Annotated in this window: 27 protein-coding genes; 8 read left to right on the forward strand and 19 right to left on the reverse strand. The window is 65.5% G+C overall.

Going from position 1 to position 24,910, the window contains the following annotated elements:
* The first annotated feature begins 84 nt into the window (after positions 1-84).
* Together ACNUDN_RS11765 and ACNUDN_RS11770 are read left to right on the forward strand one after the other, a co-directional pair.
* Positions 85-804, forward strand: coding sequence for a RelA/SpoT domain-containing protein (locus tag ACNUDN_RS11765; RefSeq protein WP_419122103.1), 720 nt, complete (start codon positions 85-87; stop codon positions 802-804).
* Positions 801-1,064, forward strand: a complete 264-nt coding sequence (locus ACNUDN_RS11770) for a hypothetical protein (RefSeq protein ID WP_419122104.1) — start codon at positions 801-803, stop codon at positions 1,062-1,064. Before ACNUDN_RS11765 ends, ACNUDN_RS11770 begins: the two co-directional genes overlap by 4 nt.
* Before the next feature lie 35 nt (positions 1,065-1,099).
* On the opposite strand, the gene ACNUDN_RS11775 is transcribed toward ACNUDN_RS11770, so the two are convergent.
* The 17 genes from ACNUDN_RS11775 to ACNUDN_RS11855 form a co-directional block, all read right to left on the reverse strand.
* A complete protein-coding gene (locus ACNUDN_RS11775; RefSeq protein ID WP_419122105.1) occupies positions 1,100-1,438 on the reverse strand; it encodes a hypothetical protein in 339 nt (112 codons plus the stop codon).
* A 24-nt stretch (positions 1,439-1,462) separates the two neighbouring features.
* Complete coding sequence (locus ACNUDN_RS11780; RefSeq protein WP_419122106.1) at positions 1,463-3,031, reverse strand: hypothetical protein; 1,569 nt, start codon at positions 3,029-3,031, stop codon at positions 1,463-1,465.
* Complete coding sequence (locus ACNUDN_RS11785) at positions 3,031-3,300, reverse strand: hypothetical protein (RefSeq protein ID WP_419122107.1); 270 nt, start codon at positions 3,298-3,300, stop codon at positions 3,031-3,033. Before ACNUDN_RS11785 ends, ACNUDN_RS11780 begins: the two co-directional genes overlap by 1 nt.
* Positions 3,301-3,389: 89 nt before the next feature.
* Positions 3,390-4,028: a hypothetical protein gene (locus tag ACNUDN_RS11790; RefSeq protein ID WP_419122108.1), complete on the reverse strand. Its 639-nt coding sequence runs from the start codon at positions 4,026-4,028 to the stop codon at positions 3,390-3,392.
* 89 nt (positions 4,029-4,117) lie between these two features.
* The gene (locus tag ACNUDN_RS11795; protein ID WP_419122109.1) at positions 4,118-4,933 is read right to left on the reverse strand and encodes a hypothetical protein; all 816 of its coding nucleotides are present in this window, start codon (positions 4,931-4,933) and stop codon (positions 4,118-4,120) included.
* Between the two features lie 21 nt (positions 4,934-4,954).
* Positions 4,955-5,689: a hypothetical protein gene (locus tag ACNUDN_RS11800; RefSeq protein WP_419122110.1), complete on the reverse strand. Its 735-nt coding sequence runs from the start codon at positions 5,687-5,689 to the stop codon at positions 4,955-4,957.
* 112 nt (positions 5,690-5,801) lie between these two features.
* The gene (locus ACNUDN_RS11805) at positions 5,802-6,038 is read right to left on the reverse strand and encodes a hypothetical protein (protein WP_419122111.1); all 237 of its coding nucleotides are present in this window, start codon (positions 6,036-6,038) and stop codon (positions 5,802-5,804) included.
* A gap of 207 nt (positions 6,039-6,245) precedes the next feature.
* Positions 6,246-6,440 (reverse strand): hypothetical protein, encoded by a 195-nt coding sequence (locus ACNUDN_RS11810; protein ID WP_419122112.1) that lies wholly within the window; start codon positions 6,438-6,440, stop codon positions 6,246-6,248.
* Between the two features lie 14 nt (positions 6,441-6,454).
* Positions 6,455-7,177, reverse strand: a complete 723-nt coding sequence (locus ACNUDN_RS11815; RefSeq protein ID WP_419122113.1) for a recombinase family protein — start codon at positions 7,175-7,177, stop codon at positions 6,455-6,457.
* 55 nt (positions 7,178-7,232) lie between these two features.
* Positions 7,233-7,379: a hypothetical protein gene (locus ACNUDN_RS11820; RefSeq protein WP_419122114.1), complete on the reverse strand. Its 147-nt coding sequence runs from the start codon at positions 7,377-7,379 to the stop codon at positions 7,233-7,235.
* On the reverse strand, positions 7,376-7,924 hold the full coding sequence (locus ACNUDN_RS11825) for a flagellar hook-length control protein (protein WP_419122115.1): 549 nt from the start codon (positions 7,922-7,924) through the stop codon (positions 7,376-7,378). Before ACNUDN_RS11825 ends, ACNUDN_RS11820 begins: the two co-directional genes overlap by 4 nt.
* On the reverse strand, positions 7,921-8,400 hold the full coding sequence (locus tag ACNUDN_RS11830; protein ID WP_419122116.1) for a hypothetical protein: 480 nt from the start codon (positions 8,398-8,400) through the stop codon (positions 7,921-7,923). Before ACNUDN_RS11830 ends, ACNUDN_RS11825 begins: the two co-directional genes overlap by 4 nt.
* A gap of 393 nt (positions 8,401-8,793) precedes the next feature.
* On the reverse strand, positions 8,794-11,295 hold the full coding sequence (locus ACNUDN_RS11835; RefSeq protein ID WP_419122117.1) for an AAA family ATPase: 2,502 nt from the start codon (positions 11,293-11,295) through the stop codon (positions 8,794-8,796).
* A 640-nt stretch (positions 11,296-11,935) separates the two neighbouring features.
* Positions 11,936-13,099 carry a tyrosine-type recombinase/integrase gene (locus tag ACNUDN_RS11840; protein WP_419122118.1) on the reverse strand — a complete coding sequence of 388 codons (1,164 nt, stop codon included), beginning with the start codon at positions 13,097-13,099 and terminating at the stop codon, positions 11,936-11,938.
* A gap of 346 nt (positions 13,100-13,445) precedes the next feature.
* Positions 13,446-13,871 carry a hypothetical protein gene (locus tag ACNUDN_RS11845; RefSeq protein WP_419122119.1) on the reverse strand — a complete coding sequence of 142 codons (426 nt, stop codon included), beginning with the start codon at positions 13,869-13,871 and terminating at the stop codon, positions 13,446-13,448.
* Entirely contained in the window at positions 13,868-14,929 is a 1,062-nt protein-coding gene (locus tag ACNUDN_RS11850) for an ion channel (RefSeq protein WP_419122120.1), read from the reverse strand. The genes ACNUDN_RS11845 and ACNUDN_RS11850 overlap by 4 nt, the downstream gene beginning before the upstream one ends.
* A complete protein-coding gene (locus ACNUDN_RS11855) occupies positions 14,907-16,070 on the reverse strand; it encodes an MFS transporter (RefSeq protein ID WP_419122121.1) in 1,164 nt (387 codons plus the stop codon). Before ACNUDN_RS11855 ends, ACNUDN_RS11850 begins: the two co-directional genes overlap by 23 nt.
* Positions 16,071-16,409: 339 nt before the next feature.
* On the opposite strand from ACNUDN_RS11855, the gene ACNUDN_RS11860 reads away from it, so the two are divergent.
* The 3 genes from ACNUDN_RS11860 (at position 16,410) to ACNUDN_RS11870 (ending at position 20,041) form a co-directional block, all read left to right on the forward strand.
* Complete coding sequence (locus tag ACNUDN_RS11860; protein ID WP_419122122.1) at positions 16,410-16,706, forward strand: putative quinol monooxygenase; 297 nt, start codon at positions 16,410-16,412, stop codon at positions 16,704-16,706.
* A gap of 114 nt (positions 16,707-16,820) precedes the next feature.
* Complete coding sequence (locus ACNUDN_RS11865) at positions 16,821-17,852, forward strand: glycosyltransferase family 4 protein (protein WP_419122123.1); 1,032 nt, start codon at positions 16,821-16,823, stop codon at positions 17,850-17,852.
* Positions 17,849-20,041 carry an amylo-alpha-1,6-glucosidase gene (locus ACNUDN_RS11870; RefSeq protein ID WP_419122124.1) on the forward strand — a complete coding sequence of 731 codons (2,193 nt, stop codon included), beginning with the start codon at positions 17,849-17,851 and terminating at the stop codon, positions 20,039-20,041. The genes ACNUDN_RS11865 and ACNUDN_RS11870 overlap by 4 nt, the downstream gene beginning before the upstream one ends.
* Here the strand turns inward: ACNUDN_RS11870 and ACNUDN_RS11875 are convergent.
* Together ACNUDN_RS11875 and ACNUDN_RS11880 are read right to left on the reverse strand one after the other, a co-directional pair.
* Positions 20,035-20,757, reverse strand: a complete 723-nt coding sequence (locus tag ACNUDN_RS11875) for a GAF and ANTAR domain-containing protein (RefSeq protein ID WP_419122125.1) — start codon at positions 20,755-20,757, stop codon at positions 20,035-20,037. The genes ACNUDN_RS11870 and ACNUDN_RS11875 overlap by 7 nt on opposite strands.
* A gap of 279 nt (positions 20,758-21,036) precedes the next feature.
* On the reverse strand, positions 21,037-21,411 hold the full coding sequence (locus ACNUDN_RS11880; RefSeq protein WP_419122126.1) for an STAS domain-containing protein: 375 nt from the start codon (positions 21,409-21,411) through the stop codon (positions 21,037-21,039).
* Positions 21,412-22,091: 680 nt separating this feature from the next.
* Between ACNUDN_RS11880 and ACNUDN_RS11885 the strand changes: the two genes are divergently transcribed.
* The 3 genes from ACNUDN_RS11885 to ACNUDN_RS11895 all read left to right on the forward strand — a co-directional run bounded on the left by ACNUDN_RS11885 (position 22,092) and on the right by ACNUDN_RS11895 (position 24,886).
* Positions 22,092-23,660 (forward strand): helix-turn-helix domain-containing protein, encoded by a 1,569-nt coding sequence (locus ACNUDN_RS11885; RefSeq protein ID WP_498450153.1) that lies wholly within the window; start codon positions 22,092-22,094, stop codon positions 23,658-23,660.
* A gap of 160 nt (positions 23,661-23,820) precedes the next feature.
* The gene (locus tag ACNUDN_RS11890; RefSeq protein ID WP_419122128.1) at positions 23,821-24,273 is read left to right on the forward strand and encodes a DUF1931 family protein; all 453 of its coding nucleotides are present in this window, start codon (positions 23,821-23,823) and stop codon (positions 24,271-24,273) included.
* Between the two features lie 145 nt (positions 24,274-24,418).
* A complete protein-coding gene (locus ACNUDN_RS11895) occupies positions 24,419-24,886 on the forward strand; it encodes an Hsp20/alpha crystallin family protein (protein WP_419122129.1) in 468 nt (155 codons plus the stop codon).
* Positions 24,887-24,910 lie beyond the last annotated feature (24 nt).

A 24,910-nucleotide genomic window follows, 5' to 3' on the forward strand; every position in this document is an offset into this window, starting at 1 on the left:
GCGTCATGGCGGGGACCGTCGGCTGCAGTCGATAAACTCAGCACCCCAACCAACGGGTCGCGCACGAAGGGCGAACTTCACACCATGGCAGCTGTACCCAGCGTCAGTGCCGTCAATAAGGCGGGCGACCATCTTCGCGCCGTGGTGATGAAGGAGCAGCTGTTGACCAGCGACGATATACAACGCGCAGTCGAGGCGCTGGACGTCCTGGTCGCATGGCGCTCAGCGCATGCAACGCCTTTAGCCGCTGCAACTATGGGCCTCAGATCTCGTGTGGCGACGGCGAAGTGTGTTGATGTCAAACGTATTTCGCAGCGACTCAAGCGCATTCCCACCATCATTAGCAAGCTGCACCGCGAGCCGGGCATGAACCTCGGGCGGATGGCTGATATCGGCGGCTGCCGCGCAGTACTCGTTGATATCCCAGAGGTCTACAGCGTCTTGGGGCGCTACCGAGCCAGCGGCCCGACCCTGGTCAAGGTGCGCGACTACATCGAGACGCCGAAGCCAGATGGGTACAGAGCGGTGCACGTGATCGTTCGCTACCACGGAAGGCTGATCGAGGTGCAGCTTCGCACTCGCGTCCAGCACGAATGGGCGTTCACCGTAGAGAGCGTGACGTCGCGATTCGGACTCGCGATTAAGTCTGGCGGTGGGCCAGCACCTGTCCGAGAATGGTTTCAGGCCGTCTCAGCCGCGATGGCCCAGGAAGAACACGGCCAAACGGTCGATGTGGACCTGTTGCAACGGGTATATACACTGAGACAGGCCGCCCAACCCTATCTGCGAGGAGATCGCTCATGAGTGCATCGTTGAAGCACTTTCTGCTGGTCTTTGACCACGATCGGGCAGAACTCGTGGAGATGCGCGAGTTCGGATCTGACACACGCGCAGCGATGGCTGAGTATGCCAAGCTGGAACGAGAGCACCTCGACAAGTCTGGGGCCTCCGACTCGATCGAGATCGTGCTGATTGGGTCAGACTCGATCGAAACTGTCATGGTGACCCACGCCAACTATTTCGACGGCACCGTCGCAGTGTCGAAATACTTCGCCGGGATCTAATCAGACGCAATTCCATTTTGCCGAACCGGACGTCGTTAGCCGAGTTCGTGCATTCGTGACTGCGCAGCCTCGATGTTCTTGTTGATCGCCGCCAGAAGTTGTTCTAGCGCCGGACGCTCAGGTGCGTCGTGATCAACGTCGGCTAGGTGCTCTTCTACTTGTGCTCGCTGCCCACCTAGGTCGAACAGGTATCTACGTATCTGTAGCTGCTGATCAGACGCAGGCAGATTGCGAAACAGTCGACCGAGGTCGTTGTGTAGCTGCTGAGTATGTGGATGGTCGAGATAGGCCATGGCGACTTCGGGGTCACTGAAGTCAAGGTCTTCTAGGACGGTGCGGTCGGGATCGTAGAGCGGTTTGTCATCGTCAGGCATGCAACGAGTGTGGCCTCATCGGGCTCAGCCTCCGAGGCGGCGCGCCCATGGGTCGAAGCGGTTCATCGGTCCGTTGTGCGTGCCGGGCAGGTGCTGTCGGCCGCTGCGGTGCTCGCCTATGCGCCCAATGGGCGCCGCCAGGGTCATCCGGCCCGCGGCGGCGTGGACCAGGACGTCATGGGCGATCACTGCGGCGGCGACTCTGTCTGGCTGGTGCTGGCCGGATTGCCAGCCGACGGCCTGGGCTTCCCAGTCGGGGTGGTGCCCGGCCAGGCGGAAGGTGCCGACTTCGGCGGCTTGCAGCAGGGCGGCGGCGCGGGCGACGGCGTCACCCTTCCCGCGGCCTGAACCCCTTGGCGGCCACGGCGACACGATGATGTGCCGGTCGGGCCGGGCGCGGGCCAGGGCCTCTTTGACGACGCGGGTATAGGTGGTTCCGGCGGCGAAAGCTTCCACACTGATCTCCGATGCGCCGACATCGAGTGCCAGCTGTACGGCTTTGGTGGCCCAGGCGTCGCTGGTCATGTGGCCGGACTGGTCAGCGAGCAGCACGGTGGTGCCGTCGGCGGTCAGGGCAGCGGCGACGATGCCCGTTTCGTCACCTTCGCCGCTGTCGGCGGGGTCCACCGCGACGACGGTCTTGATCGGGGTCGCCGGTGCTACTGGCATGCGCCAGTCGTCCAGCCAGGCCGCCTTGATCAAGCCGCCTTCGGGAGTGCTGGGCACGCCCAGGTACATGGCCGCCCAGACACGTTCCCCGACGCCGCGCCGGATCTCGGCGAAGTCGTCAGCTGTCCGGCCGATGGCGCTGACCATGGCCACGCCGGTGCGGTTGCGGTGCAGGCTGTCGGGGACCCCGGCGGTGCTGATCGCGGGGATGTTGACGTGCCGCCAGCGGCTGCCGGGTTCGCCTAGTAGCTCACCAGCGATGTCGTGTTCGTGCCAACGGGTCAACACGACGATGGCCGCTCCGCCGGGCATCAGGCGGGTCAGCAGGGACGCGCGCAACTCGGCAGCCAGGCGGCGACGGTAGGCGGCGCTGTCGGCTTCCTGGGCACCTTTGACGGGGTCGTCCACGATCAGCACGTCACCGCCGAAGCCGGTTGTGCTGCTCAGGATTCCACCGGCAAGCATGCCGCCGCGGTGGTCCTGCACCCGCCAGCGGCCAACGGCTTTCTTGTCCTGGGCCAAAGTGATGCCGACCAGGTCGGCGTTGTCGGCCACCATGCGCCGCGCTGCTGCGCTGTGTTCTTCGGCCAGGTCGTCGCCGTAGGACTTGACGATGATCTCGGTGTCGGGGTCGCGGGCCAGCAGCCACACCGGGAACACCTGACTGACCAGCACCGACTTGCCGGTGCGCGGCGGGCACGTCAGGATCACCCGCGCGTCGGGTTGTGTGGCGGCGCGGACCAGCTCGTCGGAAAGCAGCTGGATGGTCGGCGTGACCCGGTAACCGGGGATCAGGCGGGCGGCCAGGTCGGCCGGCGATGCTGGACGTCGGCGGCCTGCGACCGCGGCCAGCGTGCGCGCGGCCGTCAGCGTCGACACCGCCGCGGGCCGGTCCCGCGTGGCCGCTGCGTTGCGCCGGGCCATCAGGGCAGCACCATCGTCGGGCGGGTGCACACGTCCGGTGAGGGCGGGAACAGTGGCCGGGTCACCAGCGGTGTGCCGCGCACCTTGAGGACGTAGACGTGGCCGTGCTGTTCCAGTTCGCCCAGGGCGTGGGTCTGTTGCCACCAGGTGCCGGGGATCAGCTTGCGCAGCTTAGGCACAGGCATGAGGTCGCTGGCGGGCAGCGCGTGCAGGATGGCGGCCTTGATGTCTTCGAGGGCCGTGGCGTTGGGGGTCAAGGTGGTGGTCATGGGGGTCCTCGTTTCGGTCGATGGTGTAGAGCAAGGTGTCGGTGATTTGGCAGCGCCTACCCGCCGAGGCACGGGTGGGCGGGGTGGCCCTAAAGGGTCAGCAGGCCGGACCGCAGGTTGGCGAGCCGAAATGCCGTGCCTGCGTGGTCTTGCTCGTCGCAGCCCAGCGCGGCGAGGACATCGGTGCCGGTGACCTCACCGTCGGTGAACAACTTGCCTGCCAGGGTCATCACCGCGGGCCAGCAGCCTTCCAGCACCCGGTCGCAGGCGCGATGGTGGTAGTCACCAGAAGCAACCAGTGCGGCGACCACGGCGTCGTCGCTGCAGCCATGGCGGGCGCGGGCGGCAGCGACGGCACGTGTCGATGGCCGGGGTCCAGCTGCCCAGCGGGCTTCGGCATAGGACCCGGCGAATGCCACCGAGCCCTTGATCTGGGCGTCGAGCGCGTCGGTGTAGAACGTCTTGCCCTGTACACCGGTCATCGAGAAGGACGGTGTGGTGACGGCGCTGTGCACCGTTCCGCGGCCCCCTAGGACCTCCCCGGCTACGGCGTGGCCCGCTTCGTGCACGGCGACCAGTGCCTCGTCCAGTTCGGCGATGTTCACCGTCTTGGCGAAGGCGCGGAAGCTGGGAGACGCGGCTGGTGACAGCTTTAGCTCCAACCGTCGCTTGCGGCGCGCTTCAGGGGTGGTGGCCGGTGGCCGGAACGTTGTGGCGGCGGCGGTCATGGTGGGTGCCTTCCTTGGTTGGTGGTGTTAGGTCGCCGGTACCGGCCACGCGGCCCACGGCCAGCCCGTGACCGGCACCGGCGACGGTGTCATCCCGTGATAGCCACTGCGCCGTGGGAGTGTTCGTAGGCGAGCGCGATGGAGCGTTCGGCGACAGCGACGAACAGGTTGTGGTCGGCCTTGACGGTGGTGCGCACCGTGGGCTGGTCGCGCCAGCCGTAGACGGGCGCAGTGGCCACCAGGGTTTCCGTGAGCCCGTCGACGTAGCCGCCGCCGAGTACCCACAGATGCCCCATGGGACTGCGGTAGCCGCTGCCATTGGGGCGCAGCAGGTTTGCTTCGGCCAGTGGGGCGGCCCAGTGGGCACCGGCATGGATGACGCCGACCAAACCTGCGTTGGCCAGGTGGCCTTCCAGTCGGCCGACCGCCTTGGTGATGCTGGGCGCGGTGGCTGGGGTGCCCGCGTCGGCCAGCAGACGCGCGGCGAATTCGCGTTCCAACATCTGCTGCTCGTTCAGCTTTAGAGCCTGGGCGGCGCGTTCGCGTACTTCGGTTCGGGAAGGTGCGGTCAGATCGCACTCGTCGTACCCCCACATGGTGTAGGCGTCGAACGGCAAAAGGTCGGGTGTGCGGAACCCGTCCTTGATGTCGTCGTCGGTGAGGTCGTCAGGGTTGGCGCACCAGTGCGCACCCCAGATGCCCGCGGCGTTGAGGCCGTCAAAGTTGCGCTGCCGCAGCAGCACACCGGTCAGGAACCGGCTGGGCTGATCCGCAGGGATGTCGGTCCAGGTGGTCGCAGCCCACAACCCGTTCGGCGACGGGTTGACCGGCGGCGCGTCGACAATGATGGGCCGCAGACTCGAATTGATTTCGGTGGTCAGGGTGCCGAGCGTCGGCGCAGCCATGGTGGTGTCCTGTTCCTTGGGTCAGCGGGTGGCGCGGGTGAGCTTGGCCATGGCGCGGTCGCGTCGTTCGGCGTCGAGCCGGTCCCGCTGCGCCTGGTTGTAGTCCGCGACCGACGGAAGTCGCTGCCGGTCGGCCACTCTGGCTAGCCGACGCTGTGCGACCAGGACGCCGTGGTCGAGTTCGCGCAGCGCCTTGACGACACGCTCGCTGACGCTAGGGCCTCCGCGCAGCTCTGGGGCGTCCGGCGGCAGCGCCCGGCCCAGCAGGTCGGCAAGGTCAGCGCTGTAGGGCTCGACATAGGCCACCAGCACGTCAAGCCAGGAGCCGGACACGATCATCTGGTCGGTGATGTCAGGCAGCGCAGGCCGGACAGCGAGGTCGGCGGCAGCCTGCACCGTGCGGGCGCGCTGATCGACGGCCAGGTGCCGGTCGGTGGCGATAAGACCGACGGTGACGACTTGTAGCTCGTGGACGGCGTCGGCGATGTCTGCGACGTCGCCGCACATGACCAGCGGACGGGGCAGCTGTGAGGTACCCACAGCCACCGCGGTGCAGACGTCGCGCACCTCGTGGTGATTGACGTAGGTGCTCCCCAGCACGAACGGCTGATAGCTGCGCCGCCGCTCGCGCAACAGGGACTGGTCAGCGTCAGTGGGCAGAGCCGACCGCAGCATGGGCGGCAGCGGCGTCGGTGGCGTGGGTGCCGCAACGTAACGCCGCTTGAACGGGCGCTTACGGTCGATGACCCTGCTCATGCTTAGCGGCCTCTCTTGGTGGTCGACGGGGTGGAGGGTCTGCGGATTCCAATGGACGGCGTGCTGGGTGTCGTCGGCCTGATCGTCGGCGTCGTGGCCCTGCCTTTACGCGTCACCGGGCCACCGCCTGGCGCAGCTGGGCGACCAGACGGTCAGCGCCGGGACCAGACAGGTGGCCCGTCTCGGCAGCCACCGACTTCGAAATGCGGTAGTACGCCAAGGCTTCGCGGCAGGTGACGACGTCGGGGTGGTCATCGGCGTGCCCGCGCGATTTCAGATAGCCCAGCCGCGCGGCCCATACCTGGCGCGGCTGGGAGGCCGGGTCCACCGCGGTGGTTGGTGCGCTCATGTCACCGACGCTACGCCGCGGGGGAGCATACGCGGCACAGCTCGTTGAACCCAAATCCCTTGCAGGTAACCAAGTTAACCCATTAAGCGAGGGCGCTCCGGCGGGTGTGACGCCGGGTTTAGCAGCACCGTCGTCAGCACGGCGGCATTGTCCCGAGTGCAACGGCACCAGGCCGGAATCTGGTCTGGGGGCTTCGGCGTGTCGCGCCTAGCGAAGCGTGTCGCTGAACCCGCCCAGGTCCACCTCGGGTGCGTCACTGACCCGTCGTCGCAGCGACCACACCATGTCGTCCCACGCTTCCGCGGCGAGGAGTTCGGCGTCGCCGTACTCGTCCGTGTCGTCACGGAGTTCGACGGCCGCCGGTGTCGGTATGCGCCGGACGATCTTCATGCGTCGCTTCATTGTTGGCTCCTGCATCAGGTGGTGGCGAGGTCGATTCGCTCGGTGACTGCCAGCCCGGCCCGGCTGTCAAGGACGCGGCGCACCTGGGCGGCGTACCACCTGGGTGAGCCGCTGCCGGTCGGGATGCCGTCAGTCATGAGGTCGGCGGCGATGGTGCGCAGCGGAGCACCGTCGTATGCCTCTCGGCAGATCCGCTCGACAACCTCGGCAGGGAGTTGCGACGGCTTGCCGAGCTGCTTGCCCTGAGCCTTCTTTATAGCGAGCGCGTCCCGGGTGCGCTGGGCGATCATGTCGCGTTCGAATTGGGCGAAGACCAAGAGCATGTTCATCGCCGCCCTCCCGGCGGGGGTAGCGGTGTCCATCATCATGTCGGCCGTCGTGACCGCCCAGCCCTGCGTGGTAGCTAGATGGTCCAGGTTCAGCGCGTCCTTGATCGACCGGCTGACCCGATCCAATTTGGCAGCCAATAAGATCGACGCCCGACGGTCGGCGAGCGCAGCCAGCGCCCCGCTCATCGCCGGGCGCTTGTGCGGCGGGACCGTCCCGCTCACCCCGGCGTCGGTGAACCACTCCACGATGGTGATGTCGCGCGCTGCCGCATGGACTTCGATGGTGCGGCGCTGCGCATCGAGGCCGAGGCCGCTGTCTGCCTGCTCGTCAGTCGACACCCGCAGGTACCCGACTGCGATTCCCGTCGGAGCGGTCGGACGGGTGCGTGTGACGCGCTTGGTGGCCATGCAGATCAGCCTAGTTTGTAACGGTGACGGGCGACAGTGTTACGGACATCGTTGCCTACAGCTCGTGCAGGGTGGCCACCAGGGCCGCCAGCCGTGCCCGCTCCGGTGCAGTCGCTTCGATCTCGCCTCGCTCTACGGCGTCGAGCAGCCGGGCGAGTATGTCGGCGGGCACCGTCGAGCTTGGCCAACCGATCCCGATCACGACGCTTCATGCGGTCCATTGTCGGTGGGGGTGCCGAACCCGCGGGCGGCAATGTGCCCGCCGAACTTCGCGCCACGCTGCGGTGGCACGTACCCGTCGTTCGAATCGGCATCGAACGGCTCAATAGGCACCGGGTCTTCGTTGGCATGGTCGACGCCAGCGAGATAGTCTGGCGCATGGTCGCTTTCGGGGTCCAGGTCGTCTAGGACGGCCGCAACGTCGGCAGGCAGCACGTCGGGACCGTCGGGCAGCTGCAGGGCGTCAGGGGCTGCTACAGCGTCGAGGTTTGGGTTCTCGCGGCGGCGCTGTACCGCTAACCATTCAGCGACCTCGTCGGCGGGTAGGCCGCCTTCGGCAAGTACGCGACGCGCGACTTCGATGCGCAGGTCGGCCAAGGCTGTGCCAGGGTCCGCGGGTATCAGCATCAGCGCCGAAAGTTCCTCTACAGCCTGCCGTTCGATGTCGGCAGGGGTCAGCCGTCCCTCGGCGGCGTCGCGGGCAACGGACGTCGCCGCACGGATGATGTCGTCGGTCGTTGTGGTCATGGCAGTACCTCCGCGTCGATGATGTTGCCCTGCAGGGCCTGTTGGGGTTGACGCTGCGCAGCCAGGGCCAGCAGCTCGGCTTCCATCCGGTCGATGATGGCGGCCGGGGTCTGGTCCACGGTGACGGTCATCTCGCTGCGCTCGGGCATGTACATGCCGCCCAGCTTGGCCAGCTCGCCCTCATTGCGGGCGATCTCGCGGTTGAGGGTGACCATGGTGTCGTCGTCGCCCGCCTTGAACGCCATCACGAATCGCTGCGACAACGCGCGGGTGCGCGTCTCGATGGCGGCCTTGTGGCTCTCGACCGTGGTCTCTGTGGACTCGCGCCGGACGCGCGCAACATGACGGCTGACCGCGGACTGTGCCGCGCCAATGGACCTGTAGCCCAGCCGCTCTGCTACCTCCCGCCACGAGTACCGACTGGCGCGCAGGTTGAACGCTTCGGCGGCGCGCTGCTGCGACGCAAACGCGGACATCTTCGGGGCCATACCGCATTCGTACCGCATGACAGTGCAATCGAGAATACGACCAGACGGCGGCATTGTGGTTGCGCGGCATACGGTTTGACGCCACCCAGCTCCTGGTTCCGGTCGACGGTGCCGTGCTCGCGTGCGCGCGCGACCCCACATGTTGGCTTCTATGGCACCTATGACAAACCACCAGGTCAGGCCAGGTAGACAATTGGCACCTATGTGGCACCTATGACGGCACCTATGGGCTGGATGTGGCACCTATGAAACCCCATAGGTGCCATGGGTGTTGACGTGGGTGCCCCATAGGTGCCAACGGCAAAACACCCTCTGACCTCCATAGATGCCATAGGTGCCATAAGTGCCGGGTGTCTACGCGCGCGCACGCGCGCGAGACGGTCAACGCGTCTGTCGTTCGATCTTCCAGAAGGTCTTGCCCCCGTCGCCGAAACCCTCACGGCGGGTGCTGATCTTCGGATCAGCGCACCGGCGGCGTGCATGCTTAATCTGGTTCTCAGTGAACCCCTTGCCCTCTGCGGCTGTGATCACGTCCGCGGCGGCGACCTCACCGGTCTGTTCGTCGGCGTGCTCAGTGAGATAGTCCACCAGGAACGCGGTCACGTCGGACTTGCCGCGTCCGCGCTTGCGCTCGTCGTGGAGCATGTCATCGACGGTGCGGTCGGCCAGGCCAGTGAAGGTGAACTTGCCCGTTGACGTCTTGCCTTTCGGAGTGTCGACCACCTCGCCGCTGATCTTGTAGGCCAGCGACGGCAGGTCGTTGCGGCCGACGGAGTTCTTCGGCTGGGTGAACACCCGCTCGTCGCCGCCGTCGGCAAAGACCATCACTGCGCGCGCCACGTCTTTGAACGCGCCGCTGCCGGTAATACGGCTCAGGGAGTCCAGCCCCGTCGCCTTGTTGAAGTGCGCGATGGCCACTACCGACGCCCCGGTGTGGTCGGCCATGGCCGCCAAAGGCTCCAGTGCCGTGCGCACGTCGCGGCTGGCGTTGGCGTCCAGACCCGACCCCAGGGTGCTCATCAGCGGATCTACGACGACCAGAGCCACGTCGTGGTCGATGATCGACCGGGTCAGCAGGTCCACGTCGTCAGGCAGGCTGATGGTCACGGTCGCGCCCTCGTTCACCTTGACTTCGACACGGGCGATCTTGGTCAGGTCGGCCCCGGCGGCCATCAGACGTGGCACCAGCGTGTGCTTCCAGCTGTCCTCGGTCGCCAGGTAGTAGACGTGCTTCGGCACGCCATAATGGGCACCCGGCAAAGTGCCGCGAGTGACCTTGGACGCCAACCAGATACCGAAGCTAGACTTGCCCGACCCCTCCCGACCCGCGGCAATAGAAACCATGCCGCAGGCGATCCGGCCGTTGGTTTCGACTTCGGGCGGTGTCCAGGTGTGACCAGGTACCACGCAGGCGATATCCACGACGGAGAACGGGTCAGGGGCTGTGGTGCCCTCAGGCGCGAGACCGGCAGTGTTACGCATAGAGATGTCCACCCACAGCCACACCACGGGCTCCGGTTCGATCTCGCAGGCCCACGTTACCCGCAGGGCACGCTGACCGGCCGCCTGGCCCGGCTGGGTGGCGCTGTCGGTGCGGCCGGGCTCACCCTCGGCGACGGGGTCGCCGAAGCCCAACGCCGACGTGTCGGGATGCAGGTTCAGCGCGGTCATGGCGGCTCCGTCGTCATCGTTGTGGTGGATCGCGGCCCAAGCCCGCAGCCGGGTAACGGCGCGTTGACCGTCGCCGGTGGGCACCGCCACGGCGTCGAATGGGGTGATGTCCCCGTCGGTCCACACCACCAGGACCGGGTCGTCAGATTGGATGACGCCACAGCCGGGTTCGTGTGCGGTGGCTGACTTTGGCGAGGCGTGCGGACCCGGCGCGGTCCAGATGTCACAACCACAGCTGTCGGCCTTTCCGGTGTTGACCCAGTCGGTCGGGGCCAGAATCTCCGCCCATGTCATCGCCGCGCCCCAGGCCGTAATCTTGTCGCCGCTGGCGTGAGCGTGTCCCCGCCGCTGGGCAGCACGGTCGGCATGAACTTGCGCCCCGGCGGCGATGTCGTCCAACAGCCACGCCGGTGCCACATGCACCCCGCCGGTCGCCTGGTACGGCCCTTCTGGGCGCACGCTGGGTGGGGCCAGGACATAGCGGCTGCGACCCCAAAGCACCGCGTACCCGCCCTGGTTATCAGGTGCCTTGAACGTGCCCAGGTTGGACGGCAGCTCGACCCCGTCGGGCACCGTGAAGTAGAAGTGACCACCGTCCTTGTGGACCATCTCGCCGGTGCGGAGATCGCGCTGGCCAGGAGACCGCACCGTGGGTTCGGTCCCCCGCGGTGCGCCCGCCCGTCCCACGAACGCCGCCAGCTGCTCAGCGGTGTCGCAGTCGACAACCACCATGCGCGACGCCCCGACCTCGATGGCGATGTTGACCGCGGCGGGCTCGTTGATGGCGACCAGGCCCTCTTTGATCTGTTTTGCCGTCGGCACCCCGGCGTCGGTGCCGTGCGAACCGTCAGGCAGCACATGGACCCACGTCGAGTAATGCCGGATGTACTCGTCCAGGTAGCCGTCCAGCACCGCAGTGTCGGCTGTGGCTAGGTGCACCCCGGCGGGGCTCTTGACCTTGGCCCAGTTGCTGCGCCCGGCGTCCTTGGCGGCCTGCTGGGCGGCCTTGTCGTCGGCGTTGCGGGTGCGCACGGTGCGCATGTCGGCGGGCTGTTTGGTGCCGGGCATGACGAGCAACGGTGCGCAGCCCAAACCGGCGGCCCGGTGCAGGTATTCACGCACTCCGTCGTGATCATCGGGCGCTGGCGTCCCGGCGAGTAGCTCCGTCAGCTGTGCGGCGCGCGGGCCATCGACCTTGGTATTCTTTTTCATGTATTCGGTTCTCTCCTGGTCGGGAAGGATCGGGTGTCGTTGGTGGCGGGCCACCGGGAACAACGCGTCGAGGCCATCGCGCGCGCCTGGTGGCCCGCTATACGCATTACGGGGGGCAGTTTGGCTCGCACAGAACCCATTTCATGGAGAGAGTCCTTGCGCAGGTATATCGAGATCACCGGCTCGCCGTGATCTCAGCGGGGATGACGGGCTTCATTAGCGCGTCAACATCGCGGACACGGACGCGGATAGCGCTGCCGGGTTTGTCAGACAGCCGGTAGGCAGTTAGCGCGCCGCTGGTGACCAGGTCGCGGAACTTGTACACCGAGAACCCGGTACGGGCCGCGGCGTTCCGGAGAGATTCGTATTCGGGGGTTACTACGTGCGAGCGCGGGCCGGTCTTGATCACAGGTGAGGCCATTGGTGTGTCTCCGTCGTTGGTGCTACCCCCGGCGCGTTAAGGCGTTGCGGAAGACGTAAGACGGAGTGCCCGAACAGATTCAGGCGGCGCGTTGCGGAAGACGTTAGACGGGCCTGGGGGACCTGGCCGACGCCAACAGTACAGGACGGCAGCGTGGGTTTGTGCGACTTTGTGCAGCGTTCTGCTAGACCTATTGTGCTGCAGCAAGTTTGAGTGGCATTACGGCGTCGGTGCCGCCGTGGCCAGCGCGGACATTCGTTCGGCCAAAGAGTCGGCGCGCCCGGCCGCCACGTGCTGGTATCGCATGGCTGCCGAGCTGGTCGTATGGCCCAGGCGGTCCATAACCTCGCGGGTGGTGCCACCGGCGACGGCGGCCATCACACCGCCGAAGTGCCGCAGATCGTGAAAGTGCAGATCGTCTTTGCCGATGGCCTTGCGCGCGGCGAAGAACGGCACCCTGAACCGACCCTCGGTGTGGAAGCTGCCGGTCTCGGGGTCTGGGAATAGCAGTGCCGTCTTGGCCGGACCGACGGCCTCCGCCAGATGGTCGACCAGCGCCTGGCGCAGATGGGTCGGCACCGTCACCGTGCGGTTGGACTCGCGTGTCTTGGGCGGGCCGCAGACGTATCTGCGTTCGCGGTATGTGACAGCCTTGTTGATCCGCACCGTGGACCCGTCCGTGGCGACGTCGGCCCGCGTCAGGGCGAACAGTTCACCGCGGCGTAGCCCACACCAGCCCGTCAGTAGCACGGCCAGGCCTAGGCTGTCGGGCATGGCGTCGGCCAGTTTGGCCAGTTCGTCGGGTTCTAGCAGGACCACTGGCCGTTTGGTGCGTTTCACCGCGGCGGCACCTTTGATCCGCGCCGGGGAGCGGTCCAGCAGCCCGTCGTCCACTGCCGTGTTCAGTACCGCGGTGAGCACCCCGTAAGCGCGGGCATTGCGCGTCTCGTACTCGGTGCCCAGCGCCGAGAACCACGCTCGCACGTCTTCGGCAGTGATCTCGGTCAGGGCCTTGTCGCCCAGCCCCGGCAAGATGTTCGCCTCCAGGTGGTAGGTGTAGTTCTCCCGCGTCCGGCGCGACACGTTGCGGTGCTCCAGCCAGGGCTTGGCGTAGTCACGCAGGGTCAGCTTGGCTGCGGTGGCCTTGGTCTCCCGTTCGACGGGCGGTGTCCAAGCACCGGGCCTGCGACGATCAAGGTCGATCAAGTCTTCTTCGCCCTGCAGCCAGTGCGACGCCGACGACTTAGTCGGAAACGTCGCCAGCGCTTTGTGCACTTCGCCGCGGTGGAGGTAAGACGCCTGCCAGCGCCCCGACGGCAGCTGCCGCAGCCGACCGAACGCCCGACGTGTTCGGTCTCCCTTGGCGGTCGTCCGCTGGACCATGCCGTGCCTCCCCGTTCCGTGCAACTTACGTGCAATAGTCAACCCCACAGAACCATACAGACCCTCACAGGCGATAGTGGTGTTTGAGCTGCGTAATCGGCGTAGTAGACGGTATCGCCAGGTCCCAGAGTATCAGCGAAGTACGTCAACGGCTGGTTCGAACCCAGCCGGGACCACCACCAATAATCGCTGGTCAGAGCCTACATTTCCGCTTCTCGGCCCACGCTTTGACGGCGGTCGCACTCCTCGATGGGGCAAAAGGGGGGGCAAAACTGTGAAGTCGCCGAATGGACGGTCAGGGTGACTGGAACTGCGGCCGAACGCGAGCCGTTGCGCGGCCGCTGAGTCAGGCGCCGGATGGAGTGTCGTCGAGCGCATCGAGCGCATCGAGCGCCGACGCGACCACATCGCGCTCGTCGTCACAGAGGTCGGCATAGATGTGGGCGGTCACGGTGATCGAGGCGTGACGCATCGTCTTCTGCAGCATCCGCAGATCCGCGCCAGCGCGCCGAGCAAGCGACGCGTAGGTGTACCTCCAGTCGTGCACACGCAGCGACGGCCGGCCGATCTCGACGATCGCCGCACTTCGTCGACCGCTTCCAGTTTCTCCACACCAGGAGGCTCCCGTTCGGCTGTGCTCGTCACCGAAGCCCTCGGCGGGCAGCCCTGACCGGTGTGGCTTGCCGCCGTGCTCGCGCCACCTCTGCGCAGACGAATGTCTCGTCAGTAACAACCTGGCCCCGGCCTGGCGAACCTGGTGCATGGTGCTCAAGCCGTTGTACGTTCATCCTTCGCAGCAGGGTGTGCGGCGTAAACTGCCGCTTCCCACTTCCAACCCTGGCTTTCGAGTGCAGCGTGAATTGTGTTCCGGCGCTGCAGGTGTGCTCGCGACGGCATCGCAATGGGAAGAACCACCGGGATGCCAACCTGCCGTAATTCGTGGATGTCGGGCTGTGGCGGGTGGCTGCTGGGATGATCCACACGAGCGCGCGGTAGCACGTCAAGATATCCGTCGATCGCTCTTTGCAGCGGATGAAGCGCAAGCGGGGCTGGCCGGTACTCGTGGCGAACGTAATTGTCGAGCAGCAGAATTACCTCGTTGAGGGTGGCTATCGCCGGCCAGAACGCCGCGTTGCGCTGACGGGTCGAGAAGTAATGCAGCAGAGGGTAGGTCAGTTGTTCCTCGACCAATCCATGGACGCTCCCAGTCAGCGATTGCAGTTCGTTCGCCAACGGCCCGAAGTCTCGGCCAGTCCAGTTGGCATGCAGGATGTCCACCGGACTGCTGCCCAGTCCCAATACCTGGCGAGCGAATCGTCGTTGAGAGGCCACTGCCGAGTTCAGTGAGGCGACATAAGTGATGACCAATGTCGCCAATCCGAACGCCATGATCGCCGCAACGCCTGTGAGCACTTGGAATACGGCGCCCGAAGGCCGATAGTCGCCAATTCCCAGAGTCGAAACGGTAAACGCGGTGAAGTACAGCCGCGCCCACGAGTCGGCTGGCCTGTCTTGGCTATCCACGATAGCCCCCGGCGACGCCGAAAAAACCAAGAACCAGCCGCTCACGAGCAGTACAACCCAGAGCGTGACAGCAGCAAAGGTGATCGCCGGGCCGGTTCCCGGCGGCGGCCCGCGCCGCGATCCGAGCTTGAGAGCGAATTGCCACAGCAGGTCAGCCAGGCGCTGGGTCATCGGCCCGCTGGCACGCCCTGCCCGGACAGTGGTGAGTAGAGCGTCTGACACCGTCGTGAACAACACCAGGGTTCCTGCGGCCGACAGCGCGATCGCGCGGACCGTTTCCACATCAACTCCCAGTGTGCCTGCCACCGGAAGTTGCCTCGGACTCAGTGTTTCTCCCACCACGCCACTGTTTACGGCGCTCTGCCTCACGCTGGCTGTATGCCGCCTCCCGGACGTCGTCCTCGGATTCGAACCCAGTGCCCAGCGCGCCGACCACGGACGCGCCCGCGGTAGCCATCCAACACAGCTTGATGTACTCGGTGAGGCCAGGCGAAGACCCCAAGTTATCTGCCATCACCTTGTCGGAGAGCACCAGGTGCGCAGCGAGGAAGTTCAGCATCAACAACCCTACGAACGCGATGCTCACGCCCAGGACGAGAGTGATGACGGTGGACGCGTTGAACAGCACGACATGCTGACGGTCTGCAATGTCGTCGTCGCGGAACACCCACAGATGGTGGTAGAAGATCAGCCACGTCACCATTGCAGCGACTACCCACAGCGAGATGATGATCAAGCGGTACACGCTGTGGTTTATTCCGAGTTGCCACACCATCGGATTGATGAGCCAAAAGATGCTGAAGGCCAGTGCTGCAACGACGCCTCCTCGCAATCCGAGCCATAGCCGCCATGGCCGATTGGCACGCACCATCCCGACAAGCTGGCGCCAGAGGCCCCGCGTGGCCACCACCTGTGCATCGATACCGCTGGTCTCCGGTACGACGAGCCGGAACGGACCCGGAAGATCACGGTCGGTCAGGGAAAGGCTGGGCTGGTTGGTCGGAGCGCGTCTACTGACTACCGGCACGAGCTCCTGCAGGATTTCCACCACCACCTCGGTGACTCGCCGACGCAATCTCGTCGCGCCGAAGGCCGGCAGTGACAGGACCGCGACGCTGCTCTCAATGCTCAGGTCGGCCACCAATGGCTCGTTGCCTTCGCCGCGTAGGGGCAAGTCCGTCACACAAACAGAGGCGTCCCAGCCCCGCTGTCGCGTTATCCGCTCCGCATGTTCGATCAACGTCTGATGGTCTCCCTCTGGGCCGATCGGAAGCCGTTCGCGATGCAGACGTACATCGACCGTTACCGCCCCCTTCGTTGCCTCCGCCAACAGCGCCGGCAGCACCCGAAAGAGGTGACCGGCGATCTCCGCAGGCGCAGCCTCGGGATCGCAGATTAGTGCGATCGTTCGAACAGTTGATACATCGCGTGCATTAATCTGGCTCACAGCACCATGGTTACGCTCGCCTTTTCGCGTTGCACCGGCCCAGCGGCACAACTCGGCGGCCGTCAACTTGGCCTCTGGGACGGCGCACCGTGATACGTGCGGACTGTGTCGTCAACGCCCGATTGCGGAGCGCGCACCGAAGCTGAGGCACGACATTCCTTTGACCGGCCGCGAAACTCCCCACGTCATGCGTCGATTAACACCTTGGCACCGCGGGGCGAATGGAAACCCGCGCCTTCGTCCCGCGGGGAGCAGGACATCGGCCGCTTCAGCGGCGAGCCTGGACACGTTGCAGAACATAAGAATTGACCCGAGATTCTGAAACTGAAAGGAAATGCCATGACCGCCAGAGCGTTGCTGGTGAAGCTGGAGGCCAAGCCGGGCAAGGAAAGTGCTGTCGAGGAATTCTTGACCTCGGCCCTCCCGCTCGTCGAGCAGGAACCCGGCACGGAGCCGTGGCTTGCGGTCCGGTTCGGCCCATCGACGTTCGGTATCTTCGACGCGTTCCCCGACGAGGCGGCACGCGACGCGCATCTTGGAGGGGCCGTGGGAAAGGCGCTCGCGGAGAGAGCCGATGAGCTGTTTGCCTCACCACCAGACATCAGCAGGCTCGATGTGCTGGCCAACAAGCTCTGACGAAATCGCAATGGCTACAGTCGATATGGGTCGATCTGCCGGGGTGAGCGACTCCTCCGATTTCCATCCCAGCGGGCTGGTGCGGTTACCGCGGCTGCTTTTCAGTATGGACGAATGACGCAGGAATCATTGAAAGTCGGTCTGTTGGCTCCGCCGTGGGCGGCGGTACCGCCGCCGAACTACGGGGGCACCGAGTCGGTGGTGTGCCAGCTGGCGCAGGGCTTGATCGCCGCGGGACATGAGGTGCTGCTGTACGCCACTGGCGACAGCACAGCGCCGGTCCCCATTGCTTACGGTATGGCAACTGCCGAATGGGACCGCGTCGGTCGCGGCGAGGTGGAACTGCCGCATGTCATGGGTGGCTATGAGTCATTGGCCGGCTGCGACATCATCCATGACCACACTCTGCTGGGCCCCGCGTGGGCCCTGGCGTCCGGCTACGATCGGGTCGTCACCACCTGCCACGGTCCCTTCAGCGGTGAACTGCGGGCGATCTACCGCCGCTACGGCAAGCGGTTACCTGTCGTGGCCATCTCTCGTGACCAAGCGGCCCAAGCACCCGAGATCACCGTCGACAGGATCATCCATCACGGACTCGACCCCGACGAGTACCCGCAGGGGGCAGGCAACGGCGACTATCTGTTGTTTCTGGGGCGGATGACACCGGACAAGGGTGTGCGCGAGGCCGTGCTGGCCGCGCGGGCTGCCGGCCAGCGGTTGATCATCGCAGCCAAGACCCGCGAACCTGCCGAGCGAGCCTACTTCGACAATGTGATCGTGCCGCTGCTCACCGACGATGTTCATTTCGCCGGGGAGGTCGGGGGCGACGCGAAGCTCGCGCTCATCGGTGCGGCCAAGGCGCTGCTGAACCCCATCCAATGGGCCGAGCCGTTCGGGTTGGTCATGATCGAGGCGATGGCCTGCGGCACGCCGGTGATCGCGTGCCCCCGCGGTGCCGCGCCCGAGATCGTGGACATCGGCAGCACCGGATACCTCTGCAGCGGAAACGATGAACTGGTGGCCGCGATACATCGCGTCGAGCATCTGAACCGAGACGCGTGCCGAGCCGCGATCTTGCAGCGCTTCTCGACCGATCGGATGGTCGCCGATCACCTCGCCCTATATCGGGAGATGGTCGCGCGGTGACCTTCGTCGACGGTGAAGAGTGTGCAGTGGGGGCCTGGGCCTCGGGAACCGGCCCGCCGGTGACCGGCGACAACGGTGAGGTCACGTTGCTGGAGGGTTCGACGTTCTGTATCTCGGCCGGGTCAGGCGACGTCCACCGCCACCGGCCACATGGTCTGTTCGTCGCTGACACCCGAATGTTGTCCTGCTGGCGGCTCGAAGTCGACGGGGCATCAGTGCAGAACCTGTCCACGGTCGAGGAGCCCGCCGAACCCTTCCGAGCGACGTTCGTCGGTCGCACGCCGCCGCGCCAATGGCTGGCGGACAGCACGATGCTGGTTCTGCGCGACCGGTTGATCGGCGACGGTATGCGCGAGGATGTGACCCTTCGAAACCTCGGGGCCGAACCGATCGGGGTCACCCTGACTCTGGCCGTCGATACCGACTTCGCAGATCTCTTCGTCGTGAAAGAGGGCAGGGTCCAGCCGCCCAACGGCATCGCGGTCGACATCGGCACCACGTCGATGGCTTTCACGATCGGCGGCTCGGACTACACCCGGAGCGTTCAGATCACCGCCGCCGGCGGAGACCCGATCGTCACACCCGGCAGATTCACGTTCCGTGTCGTGGTGCCGCAACGGTCGGAGTGGTCGACCTGCTTTGCCGTGGAGGCCTCCATCGGGGGCGGCCGAGTTCCGCTGCGGCACCGCTGCGGCGAGCCGGTCGATGCCAGCGCCCCCGCGCAGCGGCTCCATGCCTGGCGCCTGTCGAATTCTCGGACAGCGACCGGCGATTCGGCGTTCAACCATTCCCTCGAGGTAGGGGCCCGCGACCTTGGTTCACTTCAGATCGATGATCCGACACAGCCAGGCTCCCCGATCATCGCCGCCGGGGCGCCGTGGTTCATGGCACTGTTCGGCCGAGATTCCCTGCTGACCGGGTGGATGGCCTTGGGTCTGGACCCACGTTTGGCGGTGAACACGCTGCGCACCCTCGCCCGGCTGCAGGGGTCTCGTTCCGACCCTTTGACGGAGGAGGAGCCGGGTCGCATCTTGCACGAGGTCCGGCTCGGCGCGGAGGCCGCGATGGCATTGGGTGGAGGCACCACCTATTACGGAACCGCTGATGCGACACCGCTTTTCGTGATGCTGCTCGCAGAGCTCGATAGCTGGGGAGCGCTTCCCGACGCGGATCGGCCGTCGCTACTCGCGGCCGCCGACCGTGCCATGGCGTGGATCGTCGAGTACGGTGACGCCGACGGGGACGGTTTCGTCGAATACCGCCGACACACCGACCGTGGCCTGGTCAACCAGGGCTGGAAAGACTCTTTCGACGGCGTCAACCACGCCGACGGGCACCTGGCCTCGCCCCCGATCGCGCTGTGCGAGGTCCAGGGTTATGTGTATGCGGCGTTCGAGGCCAGGGCCTTCCTCGCCGAAGGCGACGGTGATGACATCAATGCCCGTGAGTGGCGCAGCAGAGCGGCGCGGCTGAAAGCGGCCTTCAATCGCGCCTTCTGGATGCCCGAGCAGCAAGCATTCGCGATAGCACTGGACGGCGCCAAGCATCACGTCGACTCCATCACGTCAAACATGGGGCATTGCCTGTGGACCGGCATCGTCGACGACGACAAGGCCGCTGCCGTGGCTGCGCACCTGGTAGGACCAGAGATGAACTCAGGCTTCGGGGTCCGGACGTTGGCCACCGATATGACGGCGTACAACCCGATGAGCTATCACAACGGCTCCGTATGGCCGCACGACACCGCGATCGCGATCGCAGGGCTGGCGAGGTACGGCTTCGTCGGCGAGGCTCAGCAGGTTGCGCTCGGCCTTGTCGATGCCTCCGAATTCTTCGGGGGCCGGCTGCCGGAATTGTTCTGCGGTTTCTCACGAAGTGACTTCGCGCGCCCCGTGCCCTATCCGACATCGTGTTCGCCGCAGGCCTGGGCCGCAGCGTCCCCACGCCTGGTGCTGCGCAGCCTGCTGCGCTTCCACCCCGACATCCCACACGGTCAGGTTCACCTCTGCCCCATCGTTCCCCCGCGGTTGCTGCCCGTGCATCTGGAGAACGTGCCGATCGCCGGAACACGGGTGAGCATCACTGTCGAGTCGGACGGGCGCGTCGACGTAGGAGGCCTTCCCGCGGGGGTCCGACTCGTCACAGCCCCGCCGCAGCGTGTCGATGGTGAGATGCCACGCGGTCACTGACCCGGTGACCCGGCGAGTCTCGCTGCGAGGTCGCGCACCGGCGTGTTGGTCTCTTGCGAGATTCTCCTCAGCATCGCGAACGCGCGGGAGGCATCGACGCCGAAGCGTTCCATGATCATGCCCTTCGCCTGTCCGATGACATCGCGAGAGGCCAACGCGGTCCGGAACTGGCTCGCTCGTTGTTCGCAGAAGAAGGCGAGTGCGGCGTGCTCGGCGAGCAGCGCACCGACGGCCTCCGAATCGGCATCGAAGGCACCAAGTCGAAATCCGAACAGACTCACGGTGCCGCGGGTATCACCGGACACGTCAATAGGCGAGCACAGAACGCTGCGCACGCCGGCGGTCGTCACATGCGGTGCGAACCGCGGCCAGCGCGCAGCGGTGCGCAGATCGTTGCAGCACACGGGCGATCGGGTGCTGATCGCGTCCAGGCACGGGCCATGCCCTGCCACGTGCTGAACACTGTCCAGTGAAGCGGCCAACTGTGAGCTCGCCACGACCGTACGCAGCCTTCCCCGGTCGATCACCGAGATCTTGGCGAAGTCCGCTCCGGATACCAGCTCCAACGACGAAACGACCAGTCGGCCGAGCGCCTCCTCGATGTCGGCACCGGCGGCCAGCGCGGCCGCCAGTCCCGGTCCGCTCGACTGGACCGGCCCATCGCGGCGTGTGCGCCGAACTGGCCAGAGATCAGCGATACCGACTACCGCGACCACGGCGAGGCCGTTGCGTGGTCGGTATCGCGAATCGTCGAAAAGACATGGGAAACACCAAACTGCGATCTGATCATCAAGCCCCCGGGGTTGCGCTGTCCGTCGCTGCGTTTCACGACAATGCCTGCCGAATAGACGGCAGGCACCGACCCGGCAGATCAACAAATCGGACACGCCATGGACCTATGGAGCCACCTATGGGCAAACGCACACGGCATACAGGTTTCACGCACAGCTGTGCAGGATCGTGCCGACCTGGCAGACGCCGCGGCTCACGGACTATCAGCGCAGAAGCCTGGCCTCTCCGACGGTCGAGAAGATCTCGAATCGCTCGATCAGACCCGCAGCAGCGAGCGCCTTTGCGACCGGGCCGGTCGGCGACACGACAAGGCAGAACGACGTGTCGGACTCTCCGGCCAACGCCGAAGCGCCGGCGAGGGCTTCGACGAACGCGCTGTCGACCGACGTGGCGCGTGACAATTCGAGCACCAACTGTGCTGGTTCTCGTGCCAGTTCGTCGGCGACCAGGCGGCCCAGCAACGAGGGTTTGTCACCGTCGACGTTCCCGGACGCAGAGACAATGCTCATGCCGTCGGGAAACCGTCGCACGCTGAAGGAGCGCCCGTCCTGCTGGCCGTCGGGTTCGTTCTCGCTCACTCCGTCGCCTCCCATATGCCTCCATCGACGATCCAATCAGGCCGCGTGGCTATCCGATATCCGCAGACCGCCCCGGCGCTGACCGATTTGCGCTGGCTAGAGTTCAGGATCGCGGCGCTCTGGGCTCAGGGCTAGGGAGTCTGTTGCGTCGTCATCGACTCGTCACCGCTGAGAGTGCGCGTCCGTCGCCTGTGGATTCGCCGCCGCCTGTGGACTCGCCGCGGAGACGTCAGGGATGCCGCCAGTGATCAGCGTGCCGAACGGCCACGGGTCCAGACGGCAATTGCGCGGAAGCGCGGCCCTTGGACACTGTCATCCGCGGGCTCCGCAAATGCCGGCGGTCCCGAGGAGTTCTGCGTTCAGCCCATTCCATCGAAAAATGTTGTTTAACAACACTTTCGAGATTCGCCGATAATCGCCTCTGGCGTTTGGCGCCTCAATGTGAGGGTACGCAGCAATACGCCGCTGCCCAGAGTGGTGGAGTATAATCAGGTGCCCGGCACGGAGGGAGGTGGGCGGCGCCGGCCGTCGCCGTTCCGCGGCGTGTGTTCGAGCGGTAGGGATGAGCGGCCGCCCATATCGACATGAATGCCCATTCGGCGGTAGCTGACGATTCCGAAGCAGCAGGCCTGGCCGCGCTGGCTCGGCTCAATTTCTCTTCGCTGGATCCAGCGGAGATCTTGAAGACGGCGGCGGACGGCGCCGAAACCCTGTGCCCGTGCCGGTTGGAGGCAAGCTATCGCGCTGGCGACGGCTCGATGACGCTGTGCCCACCTACACAATCCGAGCGCCCGGAGTTGACAGAGACACTCCTGCAGTTGGGCTGGAAAGGGCGGATCGAGTTCGCACATCGTGACTGGGGACAGGCGTTTCCGCTGGTTCACCGGGATGTGGTTCATGGATGCCTCGTGCTTGGCGCTGCCGCCGAGCCCACAACCAATCACTTGTTGTTGCTGGACGTCCTCGCCCAACGGGCAGGTGCTGCCCTGGCCTGCGCTGAACTGCACCTGCGCGACGTACGCCGGGCTCGCGAACTCGAGGACGCCAATGAGGAGCTGGCCGACGCGGTGCGCCGGTTGAACGCCCGCACGCGCGCGCATGAGTTGCTGGAGGCGGCCCTCGCCGCGGGTACAGGCGCAGAAGGGGTCGCTGAGGCGCTCCACCGGTTGACGGGGTGTTCGGTCAGCGTCGAAGACAAATTCGGCAACCTTCTCGCGTGGTCCGGACCCGGGCGACCGCTGCGCTACCCGAAACCTCGGGCCAGTGAGCGAGACCAGCTTCTGCGCATGTTGTCCGCACAGCCGGGGCCCCTGTACGCGGGGAACCGCATAAGTGTCCTGATACGACCGCACGCCGAGATTCTCGGTGTCGTGGCGCTTGTCGACACCGGCGACGCAGTCGACGAGGACCAGCTGTTCGCCCTCCGATATGGCACTATCGCGCTGGGGCTAGAGCTTTCGCACAGGCGGAGCCTCGCTGAGATGCAGTTGAATCTGCGGCGGGAGCTGGTCGACGACCTGCTCGCGGGCACCGACGCGAACGGGGCCTACGCGCGCGCAGAGGCGATGGGCTACGACCTACGCCGTCCGCATTACGTCGTGGTCATCCATTCCGGGCGCGGCGCCGCCAAGAGCGATATCCGCGCCGTGAGCCGTGCCGCAGCGAACCTGCACATCGACCATCTGGTGGGCCAACAGGAGGGTCTCGTTGTCGTACTCGTCGTCGGCCATCCGGGTGTCAGCGCCCTGCACAAGGAGGTCAGCCGCCAACTCGGCCACCCGGCGAGTGCCATCGGCATCGGGTCGCTCTGCGAGGTGCCCGAAGACTTTCCGCAGTCGTTCCTCAGAGCTCGTCGCGCCGCGAACGTTCGGCTGAACTCGGCAAATCCTCACGGCGCGTCGGATTACGATGATCTCGGCTTCTATCACCTGGTGGATGCGGCGCATTCCGCCCGTGTCGCGGACGAGTACGTGCGCCAATGGCTGGGTCCGCTGATCGACTACGACGCCCACAGAAGCTCCGACCTGGTTCACACCTTGATCTACTACCTCGAATGCGGCGGCAACTACGATGAATCTGCGGCCGCGCTGCATATTCACCGAAGCACGTTGCGGTATCGGCTCGGCCGGATCGCGGACCTTACGGGTTTGGACCTCCGCGATGTCGATACCCGTTTCAATCTGCATGCCGCGACGCGAGTGTGGCGCTTCCTCACCCCGGACCGCCTTGAGGATCAGCACGCGGACTGACCGGGGCCGACCTGCATTCCGTGGTGTTCTTCGACCTGGAAGGCCTAAGGAGAGGGACCAGATTGCGCCTGCCGGTCCGTTTCGCTCGCGCCGGCGACGGTGCCAACGTTGACCTCCAGCCTGCGTACGCGGGCCACGATCCGTGGAACGGAGGTAACGAATGACCCATCCGTCGGGTATTCCGTTGTTCCAGCGCTTCTTTCGGACGGTCGCGCGCATCGACATCGACAAGAACGATGTCCGTCGCTTCCATGCGTTCGTCGATGAGTTGATCGATGACATTGCGCTCACCGGGCGCAACTCGGCGAGGTGGAACGGCCGCGACATCGTTGTAGCGCAGGATCTTCCGATAACGAAAGGGCTCCAAGAACGGATGCGAGAATTCGACAAGCTGGAGGAAGCCGAGGAGATCCGTGAGCTGCTACGCCGGGTGGTGCGTCAACCACCCGGTGACATCGCGTTCTCTGAGGATGCCGAGCAGCTGCTGCCGGAACTGTTCGGCGGGTTGGGTGTCGCGCTCGCGCGTTCGTTGCGCGTGGTGGACGCGACGGTGTCGAACCCGTCGAGTGAGCATTGGAACCGGGTGTTCACCATATTCCGACTGGTGTTCTGATGCCGACGGCCCGCGCGTCTGTGGCGACTTACCCCAGCGCATGGAATCGGGGGGCCGGAAATGGTCCCGACAGTGCGAGGCGTTCGACCGCACCGGCGAGGCATTCTTTCAATGCAACCGGTGAAGGACGGAAAGGGGAAACAACATGACGTTGTCGATGCATCGATCAGATGGCCGGACACAGATATGGCATCCATTCCGCGAATTCGAGAATCTGTACATCGAGATGGACAGGCTGGCGCAGTCGATGTTCGGTGGACGGGAAGGTGACGGCGTCTGGTCGCCAGCCGCCGACATCATCGAGACCGATAGCGCGTACATCCTTGAGATCGAGCTCCCAGGCGTGCGCCGCGAAGACGTCGATGTCTCGCTGAAAGGCAACGAGCTCGTGGTTACCGGGGAGGTGAAGGAACGCAAGCGTGAGGGCCTGTTCCGTCGGCGCACCCGGCGGGTCGGTGAGTTCGAGTTCCGCGTCACGTTGCCCGGCATTCTGCGGACCGGCGAGATCGAGGCGTCGTTGGCATATGGCGTATTGAAGGTTTACGTGCCCAAGGCGGAGAGCACGACGTCGAACAAGATCACAGTGAACGAGTCCGACAACGGATCACGCTGAGCGCTGGTTCCGGGTCCTGGACTA

The organism is Mycobacterium sp. smrl_JER01, assembly GCF_048513595.2.
Taxonomy (GTDB): domain Bacteria; phylum Actinomycetota; class Actinomycetes; order Mycobacteriales; family Mycobacteriaceae; genus Mycobacterium.